The organism is Bacillus sp. PK3-067 (assembly GCF_056738645.1).
Genome location: NZ_CP096490.1, coordinates 1,008,897 through 1,027,342, shown reverse-complemented (window position 1 = coordinate 1,027,342; position 18,446 = coordinate 1,008,897). Strand labels below are relative to the sequence as shown.

Below are 18,446 nucleotides of genomic sequence, written 5' to 3'. Positions count from 1 at the left end.
TCCGTATTTTAATTGTACACCAAAACACATCTTCAGTCAACCTCTATTTTTCACTTTTAAAGGAGTGCTTACCGTATGAACAAAAAACTTGATTTAGAGCAAAAAAGATTGGATACCGTAATCGAGACAATTACGGAGCAAATTGATAAACTGGAAAACGAAACTGGCAGACGCCGGGCAGAAGTAATCAATATTCGTAAACACTTTTGGGATGATGTGAAAGTGAACACGGATACTTTTGATGATTATCTTGAAACAGTTATCAACTTAAGACAACAAGCTCAGTCACTAGCTGTCACACAAATTACCCATAAGCATACCTTTAATCGACTTGCCGCATTAAGACGCATGCATAAAGCACCTTATTTTGGACGAATTGATTTCAAAGAAGAAGGAGAATCTGCTGCGGATCAAATTTATATCGGTGTTGCTACACTTACGGATGCTAGCGGAGAAAACTTTCTTATATATGACTGGCGCGCACCTATTTCGAGTGTATACTACGATTATCCACCAGGACCAGCTGAGTACAGTACACCAGGAGGCGTAATCCACGGTAATGTGGAGAAAAAATTACAATACATTATTCAAAATGGCGAGATTGATTCTATGTTCGATACGAGCCTTACAATTGGCGATGAAATCTTGCAACAAGCGCTCGGAAAAGGTACGAACAAACATATGCAAAGTATCGTCGCTACAATTCAGCGTGAACAAAATGAAATTATTCGTCACGATGAAGGCCGACTCCTTATCGTGCAAGGAGCTGCTGGTAGTGGTAAAACGTCAGCTGCCCTGCAGCGAATCGCCTACTTACTATATAAATATCGCGAATGGCTAAAAGCGGATCAAATTATTCTCTTCTCCCCTAACTCTATGTTCAATAGCTACGTTTCTAACGTACTACCTGAACTCGGTGAAGAAAATATGCAGCAAGTGACATTCCAAGAATATTTAAATCATAGACTGAGTAAGTCATTTGATGTTGAAGACCCTTATGAGCAATTGGAATATATGTTAACTGAAACGAATAGCCCTACCTATAAAACGAGAAATGCGAGCATCCGATTTAAAGCATCCACTCAATTTTTCGAGATGATTAGAGCGTACAGACAATCTCTTGAATCTTCAGGCATGCTATTTAGAGGAATGAAATTTAGAGGAAAACTGATTGCCTCAGCTAAAGAAATTACAGAGCAATTTTATAATACTGACTCCTCCCTCCGCTTCCATAGTCGAATTGAGAAGTTAACGGATTGGCTAAATAAGCAAATAGATGCACTTGAAAAAGCAGAACTGAAAAAACCTTGGGTAGAAGAGGAAATTGAATTACTTAGTAAAGATGAATACCAAAAGGCTTATAAATATTTACAGAAAAAAGGCGAGTTTGACGACAACTCCTTTCAAGACTTTGAGAAAGAAACAAGAGTACTTGGGCGTATGATTGTCCGTAAAAAAATGAAGCCGCTTCGTAAAGGCGTTCAAACATTGCGTTTCATCAATTTCACAGGCATATATAAACAGCTCTTCACAGATGCATCATGGGTTCTTGGGGAAAAACCGAAAGAGTGGGATGACATTTGCTCATTAACAGTAAACATGCTTGATGAAGGAAAGCTATATTACGAGGATGCGACTCCATTTTTACTTTTAAAAGAATTAATTGAAGGCTTCCAAACGAACAGATCGATTAAACACGTACTCGTAGATGAAGCGCAAGATTACTCTCCGTTCCAGTTCGAGTTTTTAAAACGTCTCTTCCCTGCTGCAAGAATGACGGTACTCGGAGACTTTAACCAAGCGATATTTGCCCATGCGAGTGAAACGGTGAATTTCGATACACTTACGAATTTATACGGACCAGACGAAACAAACGGCATTAACTTAACTCGTAGCTATCGCTCAACAAAACCGATTATTGAATTTACACGTGCTCTCGTACCGGAAGGGAAGAACATTCACGCCTTTGAACGTGACGGCGCGAAACCTACAGTGACGAAAGTAGCTAATCACAACGAACTACACGAACATATTACTGCTAAAGTTGCTGCACTACAAACAGAGCAGCACAATACGATCGCAATTATATGTAAATCTGCAACTGAAAGCGCCGCTGCCTACGAAGCACTTAATCATATCGAGAATATTAAACTTGTGAAAAGTAACTCAGCCGAGTATGAGCAAGGTATTGTCGTGATCCCTGCTTACTTAGCGAAAGGTATCGAATTTGATGCTGTTATTATTTACGATGCATCTAAAGATGTGTACAGTGATGAGAGCGTTCGTAGATTGTTCTATACTGCTTGTACGCGCGCAATGCATGAATTGCACCTTTATTGTGTTGGCGAGGTTAGTCCTTTTGTGCTTGGGGCTGATTCGGATAGTTTTGAACTTATTACAACACCTTGGTAACAATCAAGGTGTTTTCTTTTTTATGCAGGACTTACACCTTTAAAGTAGAATATATCAGTTTAGAAAAAAATTAAGGAGCGAAAAGATGAACCACTATTTTATTGCTATTTATGACGGTGAGTTTCCTACCGAAAAATTACATACCATTTTACAATCTAAGCACACTTTTACTGACCTAAACGTCCGCACCATTTCAATCTCCTCACCAAGACCTTTCACATTATTAGTTGGCGAAGAACATCGTGCACTCACAACTGGACTTACAGACAAATACCACTCATTAACGAAAGAGTTGCAAACACTTGAGCAGCAAAAAAAGTACTACTATGTATACGATTATAAAATTAGAAAGACCATCGAGAATCCTATCCAAAAATGCTTTCCATTCGCACAAATCAATATAAGTGTTACGAAATTCCATCAGATGATTCAAAAAGTAAAAGACTTAAAACGACCTGTATTTGCAGGTTATAACATCGTCTCTCATGATGCAGACATACTTACGATTGATGTACTTCTTTCTTCACCTTTACTAGATCCTAACACTTCCGAAAAAGATGCGGAAGAATACTCTTATTTACAGCAACTAACTGAATCAATCTCTCGTTCTGAATTATGTATTTCTGTTAAAGAGAGTGCACTTATTTAAACACGAAAAGAGGGTTATTTATCATAACCCTCTACATACTATCTATTTATGTTTTTGAAACAAAACGTACTAAGTGTGCTAGTGTAAAAAATACAGATTGCGATGTCCATACCGTTTTTTTATGAATATTTATTTACTTCTTGTCCCCTGACACTAATGTTCTGCTTAAAAACAGGAATTTTCATCCATATATCTTGTTCCCTATTTTAAAACATAATACAATGAATACGTAACTTAATAAGCTATAACTAGTAGGTGTGGTAATCATCTCTTCCATTTTGAAAAAAGGGGGAGGTGATAATATGATCGCGATGTTTGTAATTAAATTAGTGTATGGTATCCTAACCGGAGCTGGCGTTGTCATCGGTAGAAGATACGTCGGTCCATGGCTAATTTCTGTATACAAAAAAGCGAGAACCACCCTGCTTCGTGGAAAAGGTAAAGGCGGTTCTCGGCTAAAACGTTAATGTAATTGTCTTATAACCGCACCTACTACCACCACAATAGCAAGTTAGGTTACAAAGGCAGAAGTTTCTCAGGCTTCTGTCTTCTTTATTTTATGCAAAATTCATACTAAATACTCTATCATCATTGTAACACATTTTATTTATTTTTAGTCAAGAGAAAAAAACACCTAAAGGCTCCCCTTCAGTTGGTTTTCTATTTTACGCTAAAGCAGCCGCCTGTTCTTGTTGTTCTAGACTTTTTCTAGTTCAGCTGTGCCGCTCTCATCATTTATAGCACCAATAAAGACGGATTATGGACCCGCTTCATAACAGTAGGATTAAACAAGGAACAACACCTATTACGAATATAAAAAATCCTCTCACTACATAGTACCTATGTTTTCAGCGATACTCTATTACCATCAAATTAAATTTGTATAATTTAAACTACAGAATAGCGAGCTAATTTTCAAATATCTTCTTTCGCATAACCCTAAATTTATTATCCAGTTGCATTATGCTTATAAATAAAAGATATCCTACCGACGCACCGAGCATATTTATAGCAATCCGCCACACATCAAAAACATCAGACAAAGTTAGTAAATGTAATATCTCCCAAACAAGAAAGGTCATAACATACCACTTACGAGCTTTCTTATAGTTAGTCACTTTATTAATGAGCACTGGAACGAAAAATCCGAATGGAACTACTAATATTATATGTTGTAAAACACTTAACCAATAAGTTGAGTTTCCCCAAGGACCTGGATGTGCAATAAAATCTTTAACTTGCCAAAGTGTTATTCCAAAAAGTTGTAATAACGTTTCTAAATCAGATATATGTAAAAATTGCTGCCAAAATTCAATGGGATGATAGACAGTCCCACCACCTGTCAAACTGCGAACAGAGTCAAATGTAGAAGTTGAAATAAACGTTCCTAAAAAGACAATAAAACAAATGATTATATAAGGAATACATAAAATTTTTGATAATACCTTTAATGGCCTAGGAACTTCGTATACCGATTTATTAATCTCTACGCCAATAACTTTTGATTCTCCAAAACTTTGAATCGCTTTATAAATCGCTTCTTTTTCATTCATACCTTGTTCCATATATTCTTCTTTCAAGCTGTTCAAGTGATCATACATTTCTAGAAATAACTCATCCTGTTCAATATCACTAAGTTCTGAATAGGCTAAAATAGACTTAATATACTCATCAAATTCACTCATAAATAACTCCTTTCTGACAAGCTTGAATTAATGCTGTTACACTCTCCCAAGAGTTCACTTTCTTCTGCAATTCTTTTTTCCCTTTATCTGTAATAGTATAGAATTTCCTTTTCATCCCATTCTCAGATTCATTCCAATAAGATTCAAGAAACTCCTTTTTCTCTAATCGCTTTAAAGCAGGATACAAAGTTCCCTGTCCCATACTATACAAATCTTCACTTGCATCCTTTAAACTTTGAGCTATTTCGTAGCCGTATGTATCATGTTTTGCAATGATAGAAAGTAATAAAATATCTATACTTCCCTTCAAGATTTCTTTGTCCAACAATACCACCACCTTATATACATAGTATAACAACATATGTCGTTATACAACATAGTTAGAAAAATAACCCAAAAAAAAACCACCTAAAGGCTCCCCTTCAGGTGGTTCTCTATTTTATGCTAACGCAGCTGCCTGTTCTTGTTGATCTACAGGAATTACAGCGTCTGTTAATGCTTTTTCTAGTTCAGCTGTATATTTCATTTGTTCTTCTTTGCTCCAGCCTAGTTTCGCAGCCATGTAGTTGATTACTGCTTCTTTCCACTCGTATACCCAGTGGATATTGAAGAATACAGCGCCTCTACGGCGTACGAAGAAGTCAACTGGTTTTGCTGTCATTTCGTAATCCATTGCGTATACAAGCGGGATTAGAACGTCTAGTGGCATGTTGTATTCTTTCGCTTCGTCTTTATGTTTTTTCGCTAAATCAAATAGTACGTCAACGTTAGAGCCGTAGAATTTCGCGAATTCTTCTGCTTGTGCTGTTGTTAAACCATATTTCGTACCTTCGCCAGCTTTTTTCGCAACGAATGCTGGGAATCCGTGTGAACCATCTACATGTCCACCAGAGATTGGCATATGTTTCGTGTCGCTCTTCGGATATGCGCTATGACCTTCTTTTTGTAGTAAGTTCGTTACGTAGTCTACTACCATTTCAGCCATTTTGCGGTATCCAGTTAATTTACCACCTGCGATTGTAATTAAACCAGATTCAGAAGTCCAAATTTCGTCTTTACGAGAAATTTCAGATGCACTCTTACCTTCTTCGTAAATTAACGGACGTACACCAGCCCAGCTTGATTCGATGTCTTTCTCTGTAATTTTCACGCTTGGGAACATGTAGTTAATCGCATTAATGATATATGTGCGATCTTCTGTTGTCATTTGTGGTACAGCTGCGTCTTTATCATAGAACGTATCTGTTGTACCTACGTATGTTTTTCCTCCGCGAGGAATCGCGAACACCATACGTTTATCTGGTGTATCGAAGTAAATCGCTTGACCTAATGGGAAACGTTTTTGATCAATTACTAAGTGAACACCTTTTGATAACTGAAGTACTTTTCCTTTTTTCGAGTTATCTTTTTCACGAAGTGTATCTACCCAAGGACCAGCTGCGTTTACAATTTTCTTACCGTAAACTTCATATACTTCACCGTCTAGTAAATCGATTACACGTACACCACATACTTTTCCATCTTTATATAAGAAACTATCTACTTTTGCGTAGTTAACAGCTTTTGCGCCGTGCTCAATTGCTTCTTTCATTACTTCAATTGTAAGACGCGCATCATCTGTACGATATTCTACGTAGTAACCGCCGCCTTTTAATCCTTCTTTTTTTACAAGAGGCTCTTTGTTTAGCGTTTCTTCACGGTTAAACATCTTTCTGCGCTCGCTTCGTTTTACACCTGCTAAGAAGTCGTATACACGAAGACCAATTGATGTACTAAATGATCCGAACGTACCGCCTGTATGGAACGGAAGTAACATCCACTCTGGTGTTGTTACATGGGGACCGTTCTCATATACGATCGCACGCTCTTTCCCCACCTCTGCTACCATTTTCACTTCAAGTTGTTTTAAATAACGTAGACCACCGTGTACAAGCTTCGTTGAACGACTTGATGTACCTGCTGCAAAGTCCTGCATTTCAAACACAATTGTTGATAACCCGCGTGTTGCTCCATCTAATGCAATACCAGAACCAGTAATACCTCCACCAATTACGATCACATCTAACTCTTGTTTATTTACTCCGTTTAATACGTCTTTACGTTGTTTACTTGAAAATTTCATGGTAATTCCTCCCTTTGATAACGAAAAAAGAGACCACAAACTCCGCTATAGATTTCGCCTCTATAGCGCGTTGTGGTCTCTCCAAATCTCCTACCGAATTATTAACTTGTCACCATTATAACACTGTTTATGATTATTTGAAAGCTTTTGTTGCTTCAATTGCTTTTTTCCATCCAGCATATAGCTCTTCACTTGTTTTCGCTTCCATCGTTGGTTCAAAGCGTTTGTCCATATGCCACTGTTCTTTAATTTCATCTTGGTTTTTCCAATATCCAACCGCAAGACCTGCTAAGTATGCTGCACCTAGAGCCGTTGTTTCGTTGATTACTGGACGCTCTACAGGAACATCTAAAATATCACTTTGGAACTTCATTAAGAAGTTATTTTTAACCGCTCCGCCATCAACGCGTAATGTTTTCAGCTCAATACCTGAATCTGCTTCCATTGCGCATAATACATCTTTCGTTTGGTAAGCTAAAGATTCTAGCGTTGCACGAATGAAATGCTCTTTCGTCGTACCGCGCGTTACACCAAACATAGCGCCGCGTACTTCACTATCCCAATAAGGTGTTCCTAGTCCAACGAATGCTGGTACAACGTATACACCGTCAGTTGATTCAACGCGACTCGCATACACTTCACTCTCACTTGCATCTTTAAACATGCGCATTCCGTCACGTAACCATTGAATTGCAGAACCCGCTACGAAAATACTTCCTTCTAATGCGTAGTTTACTTTACCATCTATTCCCCATGCAATTGTTGTTAATAGACCGTGCTCAGAAGCTACTGCTTTTTCACCTGTGTTCATTAACATGAAGCAACCAGTTCCGTAAGTATTTTTCGCCATACCTTCACCGAAACAAGCTTGTCCAAATAATGCTGCTTGTTGGTCACCAGCTACACCTGCAATCGGTACATTTTGGCCGAAGAAGTGATAATCAATTGTTTCTCCGTAAATTTCAGATGATGGACGCACTTCTGGAAGCATGCTCTTTGGTACTGTTAACATTTCTAGAAGCTCATCATCCCACTGTAAGTCGTGAATGTTAAACATTAACGTACGTGATGCGTTTGAGTAATCTGTTACGTGTGCTTTACCACCAGATAGTTTCCATACAAGCCACGAATCAATTGTTCCGAATAATAGATCGCCGTTTTCTGCTTTTTCTCTTGCACCTTCAACGTTATCTAAAATCCATTTTACTTTCGTACCAGAGAAGTATGCATCAATTAAAAGACCTGTTTTTTCGCGAACCATTTCGCTATAACCTTTTTCTTTTAACTCATCACAAATTTCAGCTGTTTGGCGAGATTGCCATACGATTGCGTTGTAAATTGGTTTACTAGTTGTTTTATCCCATACAACCGTTGTTTCACGTTGGTTCGTAATACCGATACCAGCGATTTGTTCTGGTTTTACATCCGCTTCGCTTAAGCAAGTTGCGATAACTGCTAAAATAGATCCCCAAATTTCTTGTGCATTATGCTCTACCCAGCCTGGCTTTGGAAAATGTTGTGTAAACTCTTTTTGAGCTGAATGAACAATTTCACCTTTTTTATTGAAAAGAATTGCGCGTGAGCTTGTTGTTCCTTGGTCTAATGAAAGAATATATTTTTTCATATCGGTTTCCCCCTTATGCTACTTTTCTACTATTTGTATTGCTTCCGCTTTTTTTACTTGTCATATAAGAGATTGCTAGTACAATCACAGTTGCGATAATCACATAAATAAGTGCTGAATTTTGTTTTCCTTCAAATACAACTTGATGGAATAAACCTGCAAGTGATCCACCTAAAATTGGACCAACTACTGGAATCCATGCATACTTCCAGTTTGAACCGCCTTTTCCTGCAATCGGAAGGAAGAAGTGTGCGATACGCGGACCTAAATCACGCGCTGGGTTAATTGCGTATCCTGTTGTCCCACCTAATGATAAACCAATACTTACAATTAAGAAACCTACGATAAATGGATTTAATCCATCTGCAAATTTATTTGCACCAATTGCTAATATACCAAATACTAAAACGAATGTTCCAATCATTTCACTTAAAAGGTTTGCAAATGTGTTCGGAATTGCTGGACCTGTTGCAAATACACCTAACTTTGTTCCTGGATCTTCTGTTTCTTTCCAGTGTGGTAAGTAATGTAAATATACGATAACTGCCCCGATAATTGCCCCAATCATTTGTGCTACGATATAACCTGGTACGTCGCTCCATGGGAACGCTCCCTTAAATGCTAATCCTATCGTTAAAGCTGGATTCAAATGTGCCCCACTAATTGATCCAACCGCATACGCTGCAACCGCTACTGCTAAGCCCCAGCCCATTGTAATAACAATCCAACCTGAATCTTTCGCAAACGATTTCTTTAAACTTACACCAGCACAAACGCCGCCACCAAGTACGATTAACAACGCAGTCCCTATTAACTCTCCTAAAAATGCTGACATAGTATCCCTCCACAATCAATTTAAACGCTTTCAAATGTGATAGAGGTAAAATGAATGGCCATTCGTTTTTGTCAAAAGAAAAAGACCCACAGCTTGCACGCTTCTATATAAATTTATATAGAAACAATGAAATGTGGATCTCTACTTTTCTCCGTCACGTTTATTAACTTGTCTATAATGTTAACCGTAAATGAAAGCGGTGTCAACGAAAAAATTCACATTTTCGTCACTTTTTTTGGTAATGTTTCCATAGTTCACGTTTTGATGTCGTAATTGCTGTCGCACCAGCGTTTAATGCTCTTTCCACATCTTCTACAGTACGAATAAAACCACCTGCTAAAATCGGTACACCAGTACGCTCTTTCACTTCAGCGATAACGTCCGTTAATGCTCCAGGAAGTACCTCAATATAATCCGGTTTCGTCTTATCTAAAAGATTGCAGCTCTTCTCCATCGCACTCGAATCGATTAAAAAGATGCGTTGTATTGCCACAACACCTTTTTGCTTCGCCTTCATAATAACGCTCGCCTTTGTTGAAAGTAACCCGTACGGTCTAAACTCCTGACATAAATATTCCGTCGCATGCCCGTCACTCTGCAAACCATGAATTAAATCCACATGTAAAAACACCTTTTTACAATATTGCTTCGCAAGCGATATAACACTCTTCAATTGGCCGACATGAATATCTAAAATAACAATATATTCATACGAACTATGTAATAGCTTTTCCAAATCTTTAATTTGCCTCACTGCCGGCAAAATCTTCTGTTCATGAAATTCCATTCTAAATGTCCCCTTCTTTATGTCATCCTATCCTTTATAGTACACAATTTAAGTGAAAAGAACAGCCAGTGTTGGGGATTTCTTTCAAATCTTGCCTCTATTTATATATTTTCTTCAACTTATCGGAACCTATACCACCTATAATCATGAATACAAGGGGCAAAAGATTCATTACATATGGCGCATCTGCTACAATTGTAATACTTGCTCCAGCAAACTTATTTAGCATCCATACAACGATTTTTGCAATAAACAAAAATACTCCTATCATAAATAGACTATCAAAAAACACCTTCCATTTTGGATACGCCAATTGCTTACTATCTTCAATTATTTTCTGCGTCAATTCTTCATCACTCCTTAGCAGTTCATCAATTGTAATACCGAACAGATCACTTAAATGAATAATAATTTCAATGCTCGGATAGTTCTTTCCCGTCTCCCATTTCGAAACAGATTGCCTGCTCACATGAAGTTTTTCAGCCAAATCATTTTGCGACCAATTTCTTTTTTCCCTTTCTTCTTTTAAACGCTCACTAAAAATCATACTGTGTTTATCACCTCTCTATGCCCATTATGTTCAAATAAATGATGAAGAGTAAAGCGAGTTATTGTTGCATTTCCTGCACAACTTATACGTTACAGCTTATAATGGCGCTCTTTTATATGTATCTTCCCTATACTATGCTCCAATAATAATTTCCCGAACAATAATACAAGGGACGGATACTAATAAAGTGAAACTTTAATCAGCCCTCACTAATCGGGCTTTTACGGACAGCCCGCGCCCCACCTAACTTCTTTGATTCCGCTGAATTTTGAGGTAGGTCTTACTGCCCGGCAAATAGCGGGATAAAGACTAGATTAGGCATAAAAAATACGCCATCCCTTCTTATCAGTCTCCAGAAAGAATAACGCAAATTTTCATTTTTACTCATCATTTTTCGGACTATATGAAAACCCCGGATATTTCACAACAGGCCACTTCTCCTTACGCAGAGAATCCATTACTTGCGGGCCAACATGTATATTACTCTCCACTATTTCTTTAGGAGTCAGTGCCATCCATTGATTTAACGATACATCTTCAAAACGATTGCTTCTGAACATCTCTAAAAACCATAATGTTTCGGTACCTGTATTTTGAATATAATGCCCCGTCGCAAACGGTACATATCCGACATCGCCAGCTCTATAATCAAATGTACGAGCGGTACCATTTCCAAGAAACACAGTCATTCTCGCTTCCCCTGTAAGATAATATTGCCACTCATCATTATTCGGGTGCCAATGAAGCTCTCTCATTCCACCAGGCTCCACTTCAACGAGCGCCGCTGCGATTGTTTTTGAAATAGGAAAATTCGTAGAGTCGACAATTCGAACGCTCCCACCAGGAGTCTTAATCGGTTTTTGTTTTAAAAGTTCGTACTTGAACGTTAAAGGAACTTCTCCTTTCGGCGACTGAACTTCCTGACTCTCAAGCGAACCTGGTACCTCTCCCTGATAAATATACACTTGCTCTGAAGGAATGGAATGAAAAGCACTTTCCGGCACTCCGAAGTTAGCCGATAGCACTTCTTTCGGCGTATGCGCAAACCAATCAGAAATAGCTAAAGTAGATAAATCAGAAAAATGCCCATCATCGAAAACGAGCAAAAACTCACAATGTTCCAACCCTTGAATGGAATGCGGAATACCAGGAGGAAAATACCAAAGATCACCTGGTCCAACATCAGCAATAAAATTCCGTCCATTTTGATCTACAGCCGTTATGCGTGCCCGTCCTAAAAGCATATACGCCCATTCTGCTTCTTTATGCCAATGTAGTTCTCGTACTCCACCTGCCGTTAAACTCATATTTACTCCGGCAATCGTCGTCGAAACCGGTAGTTCCCGAGCAGTAATCTCCCGAGACCACCCGCCTTGTTTCAAAATCATAGAAGTGTCCGAGAATGAAAACTTCAAGTTAGGAACTAACCCTGCATCCGTTATAGGCGGAACAAGCATATTCGGATTTTGAATATCCCGCATAACATTACGAGGTCCAGAATCAATCGCACCTGCTCCGTCGCTGCGGATTGGTTGTGGCACATTCCTTCCTGCTTCATTAACAGTACGTTTCTTCATGATTACACTCCTTTTTCATCCGGTTATGAAGTAAAAATCCTCCATCATAGTGTATGAATTGGGCTTTAGATGGTTACAGTTACTATGGAGTTACATCATCTGCCTATCATTATCGTTTTGTTCATTTCTCAACTTATACTAGTATGCTTAGCGCTTAGGAAGACAAAAAAATAAACTAGAACTAACAAAAAACCCTGTAAAATTTATTACAGAGTTTTTCACCAATTATTTATTGTTTTACATATCGAATACGAACATTATCGTCCATTTGATAAATTTGTAATGTGTTTCCATAACTAATTCCTAACTCTTCACTTGCACCAACTGCACTTACAAATACCCCTTTAAATACTTTATTTTTAGTTAGTTTTACTACCGATACTCTTCGCTGCCTCTTCAAACAGTTTCGAACCTTCTTGTGCTTTACTTACTGATTGATGCATTTTACTTTCGTCTTCTTGGTCCAATGCATCAAAGAGAAGTTGAAAACAATCCGCATACAGTTCCATCGATTGCTTTATCTTCGCCTGTTCTCCCTGTAACTCAGGGGGCACTTGTAAATTCTTCAGTTTCTTCGTTGTTGCCTTTGCTCCACCTAAACTTAGTTGTACTTCACTTTTCTTTTGTTTGTATGATTTTACGTCTGAATCTGCTATTCCTTCAATTAATTTCATTGTATCTTCAATTTGAGTAGCACTATTTATGATATCTGCCTTGTACCTTTCAACATCTGAACCAGTTACCTTACCAGGTGAAGAAGTTGAATTATTTGAAGAAGAACTTGGTTGACTACTTGATGAACTACTGTTTGTACCTTCACCTTTCGCTACAGATAAGCTATCCTCTTTCTTGCTATCAGTTGACTTACTCTCTTTTTCAGAAGCCTTATTTTCTTTCTCTACCTGTTGTGTTTCTTCTTTCTTTGGTTCATTAGCTTTCTTACCATCCGTTTCAATTGTAATACAACCGCTCAATAACATAACTGGTAATGCTAAACTTACTAATTTCTTTGCCTTCATGATTACTACTACCCCTTTAGTTGTAAAATTTAATGTGAAAAAGTTAATATACTTAATTAATAAATTTCCCCCGAGTAATTTATTAAAATCTACTACCCATAGATTTCCTGTATATTCATAATCTTTCCATATATAATATTTTACAAAGAATTACATATTTGGTCAAAAGGATTTATGTAGTCCTTAAAAGAAAATTTTAATCACAAAGAAAAGAAGCTAACAATAAATTGTTAACTTCTCAGCTTAAGGAAAAATAGTATCTTTCCTTATCTTCTAATATCTAGGTTGTGATTGAATATTTGTAAGATGAACATCATACATATCAATGATTTCAAGAAATCTATCAGCTTCACGGAAAACATGGTCTGCTAATAATGGATGAATGATACTCTTTATTTTACATTGCTCAATTAAATCACGTGCTGTTTTCTTAAAATCCCGAAGAGATGCAACTGACACGCGATTTTGATCTAAAAATTGATCTAAAAGAGGAGCTGTTTGGGATTGTGGTTTCATAGATTCTAAGTCAATTGCTTGATACATCAATTCATCAAAATCATTGCTAAAATTTCGTGCTGTATCTACAAGCTTTCTTTCCGACGGATCAAGAAGATGGCCAATAAATTTAGCATGGTCTGCCATAATCCGTAAAAAGAAAACATTTTCTTTAATAATAGCATCAGGAAGGGCATCTAATTTACCTTCATTTAATTGTATTAAACGTTTTCTAAAATAATCAGCTTCCCTACTTGTATGGTCAACTAAAAGTGGAAAATTATTTTGTCCTGGCAATTTACATGTGAGAATTAATCCTAAAATTTTTCGTTTAAATCCCCAAATATTAGTTGCGGCTTGTTGTACTTCTGCATTAAATCTTTTTATTTGCTCAGGATCTGTTTCATTTGTATAGGAATGCGCTATTTGTTCAATATGTTCAAACAACCGATAAAATTGATTCGCCTCTTCAATTAATTGAGTATCCTCACATCTAAATCCCAATCGAAGAAAAAAAGAATGCTCCTTCATGATTCTAGACCAAAAACGAATTTCATTTAATGAACGCTCAACAAACATTACAGACGTAACACCTGTATCAGGATGTAATGAAGTTTCATCCCTATGCATTGTTAATCCCCCCCAGTAAAATCCCCACTAGTTCCATTCTTATGAGGAAAAATATATATAAATGCCATCAATAAAAGTTTATGATGACTCTCTTATACATGTAAAATTAAACTAATATAACCTTAGCTTGATGAACATATACTGCTCCCCCAGAAGAAAAAAAGCTACCACCTAGATGTAAAATCCTACTAGGTGGTAGCCTTTCAAAATTTCTATTAAAGCAATACAGAATCCTTATCACTATCCTGATTACGTTTCTCGCGCTCTTCTTCTAAGCGCTTCATATATACTTCGCCTTCTTTTTCGATAAACTCATTATCCATATCTTGCTCTTTTTTCGAAGTATATAAAACCATGTAGCCACTTAGTACAATCCCGACAATTACAAGATACACCCACCATGGTAAAGTTTCCAAATCACTTCATTCCTTTCCTTAGACAAGCCTTATTAGTTTCACTTTATGAGGAAAGAAATGGATTTATGCTTAAAATTTTTATTGTGGATGCTTCGCGAAAAATGCTTGTACATATTCCATAAACTCAATTGGTTCCTGACGAAACGGTGCGTGGTATCCTTTTTCAATAATATGAAACGTACTATTCACAAATAGCCCATGATACAGTTCACCATTTTTCCACGAAACACTCTTATCATGTCGTCCCCATATAATTAAAGTCGGTACCTTAATTTTATCAGCTTCCATCGCAATGCGGCGCTCTCGCATTTTCGTAAGCTGATCATAATGCTCTTTATCATCACGACTATTTTTTACTTCATTTTTATTATACTTCGTAATCTCAGTTACAGTTTGTAAGTCCGTCGATAGCGGTGGTACTTCATAACTTTCTTTTTGCTGGAAAGACTCTATCCCTGTAGCATCCGCCAAGATGAGATGCGTCACTGCATCCGGATATAAATACGCTAAATTAAGGGACATCTCTCCGCCCATTGAATGGCCGAGCACTGCAAACTGATCGTATCCGAGCTTCTTCATTAACTTATAATATAAATTCACTTGCGCAGGAAACGAATACTGAAAATCAACTGGCTTAGAAGAACGCCCAAACCCTAAAATATCAACCGCAATAATCGTATGGTCTCGCGCTAGTTCCGGATAAATATCACTAAACCCATCAGAAGAACCACCAAACCCGTGCAGCATAAGTAAAGGAGGTTTCCCCTTACCAATTTGTTTAAAATAAATCGTCTGCCCATCAATTTGCGCCATACTCTCTTTCGTATTCAGCTTCATCATAACAGTATCTTTCACTTCTCCAACCTTCGCAATCGGCTTATCGACGAAATTACAAACAATTAACAAAACGAGCACAATACCGCTAATCATATAAAACTTAAACCGTTTCAAAATTCCCGTCTCCTTTCTCTTGTTGCTATTTAAAAGTTTTTACATTTTTTGGTTATTTTATGTTCTCTTTTTAATTGTAACCAATACGGTTACAATTAAACTAAAAAAATATAACTCATTTCTGTCACTAATGATTATTTTGTAACTATTATAGTTACATATTTAAAGTAAGTCAATTGTTTTACAACTAAAAAGAAAAAAGAGACCTCATTGTGAGATCCCTTTTTCTCTTTTAGCCACCATAATCACCATGTTCAGCTTTCATTAGTGTTGGACTTTTTTGATGATCTGTTGAACTATACACCCCTAAAGTCAGTGTAAATACTGTTACAATCCCTAATAATTTAATTACCACTTTTTTCATTTTAAAGCCCCCTTATCAAAAAGTTTTTCTCTTGCTTTTTTACTAAAATAAAAATACTTACTTGCCTCTTCCCAAAGGTTTTCTTCATAAAATTTTACTGCTAACTTTTCCTGATACTCCTGAGTATAATCATATAACTCTTCTCTTTCAAAATACGTAATTCCTCTAAGAATAATGTCCTCTAATTCTTCCGCTTTTACACCTTGATTTAATGCATTTAAAATTTCATAATGGTGTTGATATCCTTCAATTTTCGAATCTCTACAAATCTTCAATCCTTTTTCTATAAGCTTATTTGCAATCTCATGCTCTTTTAACTTGTAATGCTCTTTTGCTTTTACATAAAGAGCTTTATAATGTTGGGGAGATTTTTCTACTACTTCAGTAAGATAACGAATTGCCAATGCAGATAAATTTTGCGTAGAATACATCCATCCTAAATTATGACGAACCATAATAATAAATTTTTCTTCACCAATTTTTTGGAATTGATCCATAGCAGCTGTGAAATGCTCTTCAGCTAATTCCCATTCCTTTAAGTTCATACAGGCTAAGCCTAAAATATTATCACAAAAAGCTACATTTAATTCATATCCATCATGATTTAAATACATATCCTTTACCTTCGTTGCATGTTTAATAGATACCAAAGCTTGTTGTGTATCATAATGAAATGTAGCTAACTTATAATAAAATTCAGCCTTTTCTAATTGATCAGGAACATACTTCAAAAAACTTTCAGCCTTTTCGTAATGTTCTTTAGCGAGATGAAAATTTCCTAACTCACTAGCATGTATTGCTTTAAAAAAGTGATAATAATAAGTTAAAAAATTATCTGTTGGTTGATCAAACGAATCTATCTTGTTAAAACTCTCTTGAGATAAGCCTAGATTATCTATTAAATAGTTATATCGAAATTCTAGCAAATAATAATAAAGTAATAGATTTTGGTCCTGCAAACCTTCTCCAGTCTCTTTTTTTAGTTTAGTAAATTTAAAATCAATTTCTTGTTTTAGACGTTCTGCATTACTTATACGTCTAGATCTAATCTCTAGATACCATTCATTCAATAGCTGCGTCAGTTTTTCGTTTGTAGTAGATGTAATCATGAAACCCCTCCTAATCATTTGTTATGTACTCTTCTACAAATAATAACAGAAAATTCAAATATCTATTCCGATCATCCTACAAATAAATATTTCTCAATAATTAACTGACAATTCATTAATTATTTTATAAAGATTATCCACTTTGATAATTACCCAAATAAAAAAGCAAGCAGTTCCAGCACTCCGCTAAAACTACTTGCTCTCCTACTTACTATCTCTATTTTTACTCTTTAATAAATTCCTTCGTACTTCTCACTGTATCAATTGGACGAACTAATTTTTCAATTTCTTCACGTTTTGGCTCTAGGAATGGAGGTAAAGATAATTTTTCGCCAAGTGTTTCGTATGACTCATCTCCCATAAATCCTGGGCCGTCTGTTGCAAATTCAAATAAGATTTGTGGTGCAACTCTTGCGTATAATGATTCGAAGAAGTGACGGTTTACATAGCCAGATGAAGGAAGTCCTACGCTACTGATTCTCTCAATCCATTCTTCTAATACAGCGCGATCTTCTACGCGGAATGCAGCATGGTGCACTGTACCAAAACCTTGTTGTGCTTCAGGAAGAACTGTATTATGTTCTACGATGACAGAGGCACCGTTTCCGCCTTTGTTCACTTCAAATAAATAGAATTCTCCTTCTTGCGCAATCTCTTTAAATAATAAAACTTTTTCTAACACTTCTTTAAAGAAGCTAAAGTTTGCGATACGAATGAATACAGGTCCTAAACCAGTAATTGCGTATTCTAATGGTACCGGCCCGTTTTGCCATGGTGTACCTGATTCGATTCCTTTATCAAGTTCATCTGAGATTAATTGATAGTGTTGATCATCAAAGTCAACGAAAGAAAGAGTTTTCTTACCAAATTGCTCTTTAATTCCTGTATGTTCTACTTCAAGACGGTCAAAACGTTTTACCCAATATGCTAACGCTGCATCAGTTGGAACACGGAATGAAGTTTTTGAAATTTCATTTGTACCGTGTACTCCTTTCGGAACACCCGGGAAATCAAAAAATGTCATATCTGTTCCGGCACTACCTTTATCATCTGCAAAGAATAAATGATATGTTTGAATGTCATCTTGGTTTACTGTTTTTTTAACTAAACGCATTCCTAAAACGTGAGTGAAAAACTCATAGTTTTTTTCTGCACTACTTGTAATCGCTGTAACGTGGTGAATTCCTTTTAATTGGTTCATTTTATATTCCTCCAATGGGT

19 protein-coding genes are annotated in these 18,446 nt (G+C 36.7%); 3 read left to right on the top strand and 16 right to left on the bottom strand.

Going from position 1 to position 18,446, the window contains the following annotated elements; translation table 11 throughout:
- Window positions 1-75 precede the first annotated feature (75 nt).
- From helD to M1D73_RS05350, 3 genes are all read left to right on the top strand, one after another.
- On the top strand, window positions 76-2,412 hold the full coding sequence (helD, locus tag M1D73_RS05360) for an RNA polymerase recycling motor HelD (protein ID WP_121868501.1): 2,337 nt from the start codon (window positions 76-78) through the stop codon (window positions 2,410-2,412).
- An 85-nt stretch (window positions 2,413-2,497) separates the two neighbouring features.
- Window positions 2,498-3,061 (top strand): hypothetical protein, encoded by a 564-nt coding sequence (locus tag M1D73_RS05355; protein WP_001017098.1) that lies wholly within the window; start codon window positions 2,498-2,500, stop codon window positions 3,059-3,061.
- Between the two features lie 302 nt (window positions 3,062-3,363).
- Entirely contained in the window at window positions 3,364-3,528 is a 165-nt protein-coding gene (locus M1D73_RS05350) for a hypothetical protein (RefSeq protein ID WP_000561154.1), read from the top strand.
- Window positions 3,529-3,969: 441 nt separating this feature from the next.
- Here the strand turns inward: M1D73_RS05350 and M1D73_RS05345 are convergent, their stop codons facing one another.
- From M1D73_RS05345 to M1D73_RS05270, 16 genes are all read right to left on the bottom strand, one after another.
- Window positions 3,970-4,746, bottom strand: coding sequence for a VanZ family protein (locus M1D73_RS05345; RefSeq protein WP_001288377.1), 777 nt, complete (start codon window positions 4,744-4,746; stop codon window positions 3,970-3,972).
- On the bottom strand, window positions 4,739-5,071 hold the full coding sequence (locus M1D73_RS05340) for a PadR family transcriptional regulator (RefSeq protein ID WP_000356628.1): 333 nt from the start codon (window positions 5,069-5,071) through the stop codon (window positions 4,739-4,741). The genes M1D73_RS05345 and M1D73_RS05340 overlap by 8 nt, the downstream gene beginning before the upstream one ends.
- Window positions 5,072-5,185: 114 nt before the next feature.
- Complete coding sequence (gene glpD, locus M1D73_RS05335; protein WP_000672831.1) at window positions 5,186-6,868, bottom strand: aerobic glycerol-3-phosphate dehydrogenase; 1,683 nt, start codon at window positions 6,866-6,868, stop codon at window positions 5,186-5,188.
- 133 nt (window positions 6,869-7,001) lie between these two features.
- On the bottom strand, window positions 7,002-8,492 hold the full coding sequence (gene glpK / locus M1D73_RS05330) for a glycerol kinase GlpK (RefSeq protein WP_000760011.1): 1,491 nt from the start codon (window positions 8,490-8,492) through the stop codon (window positions 7,002-7,004).
- A gap of 13 nt (window positions 8,493-8,505) precedes the next feature.
- Window positions 8,506-9,327 (bottom strand): glycerol uptake facilitator protein GlpF, encoded by an 822-nt coding sequence (gene glpF, locus M1D73_RS05325; protein ID WP_001272200.1) that lies wholly within the window; start codon window positions 9,325-9,327, stop codon window positions 8,506-8,508.
- A gap of 226 nt (window positions 9,328-9,553) precedes the next feature.
- Window positions 9,554-10,114, bottom strand: coding sequence for a glycerol uptake operon antiterminator GlpP (gene glpP / locus M1D73_RS05320; RefSeq protein WP_000394285.1), 561 nt, complete (start codon window positions 10,112-10,114; stop codon window positions 9,554-9,556).
- Between the two features lie 97 nt (window positions 10,115-10,211).
- Complete coding sequence (locus M1D73_RS05315; RefSeq protein WP_000577652.1) at window positions 10,212-10,661, bottom strand: helix-turn-helix domain-containing protein; 450 nt, start codon at window positions 10,659-10,661, stop codon at window positions 10,212-10,214.
- 383 nt (window positions 10,662-11,044) lie between these two features.
- Complete coding sequence (locus tag M1D73_RS05310; RefSeq protein WP_000747525.1) at window positions 11,045-12,241, bottom strand: oxalate decarboxylase family bicupin; 1,197 nt, start codon at window positions 12,239-12,241, stop codon at window positions 11,045-11,047.
- A gap of 229 nt (window positions 12,242-12,470) precedes the next feature.
- Window positions 12,471-12,641, bottom strand: coding sequence for a hypothetical protein (locus M1D73_RS05305; RefSeq protein ID WP_002182520.1), 171 nt, complete (start codon window positions 12,639-12,641; stop codon window positions 12,471-12,473).
- Entirely contained in the window at window positions 12,601-13,260 is a 660-nt protein-coding gene (locus M1D73_RS05300; protein WP_121868500.1) for a DUF7018 domain-containing (lipo)protein, read from the bottom strand. The genes M1D73_RS05305 and M1D73_RS05300 overlap by 41 nt, the downstream gene beginning before the upstream one ends.
- Before the next feature lie 273 nt (window positions 13,261-13,533).
- Window positions 13,534-14,385, bottom strand: a complete 852-nt coding sequence (locus M1D73_RS05295) for a DUF2935 domain-containing protein (RefSeq protein WP_000554479.1) — start codon at window positions 14,383-14,385, stop codon at window positions 13,534-13,536.
- 215 nt (window positions 14,386-14,600) lie between these two features.
- Window positions 14,601-14,801: a sporulation YhaL family protein gene (locus M1D73_RS05290; RefSeq protein ID WP_000449223.1), complete on the bottom strand. Its 201-nt coding sequence runs from the start codon at window positions 14,799-14,801 to the stop codon at window positions 14,601-14,603.
- A gap of 78 nt (window positions 14,802-14,879) precedes the next feature.
- Entirely contained in the window at window positions 14,880-15,752 is an 873-nt protein-coding gene (locus tag M1D73_RS05285; RefSeq protein ID WP_000819482.1) for an alpha/beta fold hydrolase, read from the bottom strand.
- Between the two features lie 232 nt (window positions 15,753-15,984).
- The gene (locus tag M1D73_RS05280) at window positions 15,985-16,116 is read right to left on the bottom strand and encodes a hypothetical protein (protein ID WP_000758182.1); all 132 of its coding nucleotides are present in this window, start codon (window positions 16,114-16,116) and stop codon (window positions 15,985-15,987) included.
- Window positions 16,113-17,225, bottom strand: coding sequence for a response regulator aspartate phosphatase (locus M1D73_RS05275; RefSeq protein WP_000633311.1), 1,113 nt, complete (start codon window positions 17,223-17,225; stop codon window positions 16,113-16,115). The genes M1D73_RS05280 and M1D73_RS05275 overlap by 4 nt, the downstream gene beginning before the upstream one ends.
- 223 nt (window positions 17,226-17,448) lie before the next feature.
- The gene (locus M1D73_RS05270; protein WP_001072569.1) at window positions 17,449-18,426 is read right to left on the bottom strand and encodes a ring-cleaving dioxygenase; all 978 of its coding nucleotides are present in this window, start codon (window positions 18,424-18,426) and stop codon (window positions 17,449-17,451) included.
- Window positions 18,427-18,446: the final 20 nt, after the last annotated feature.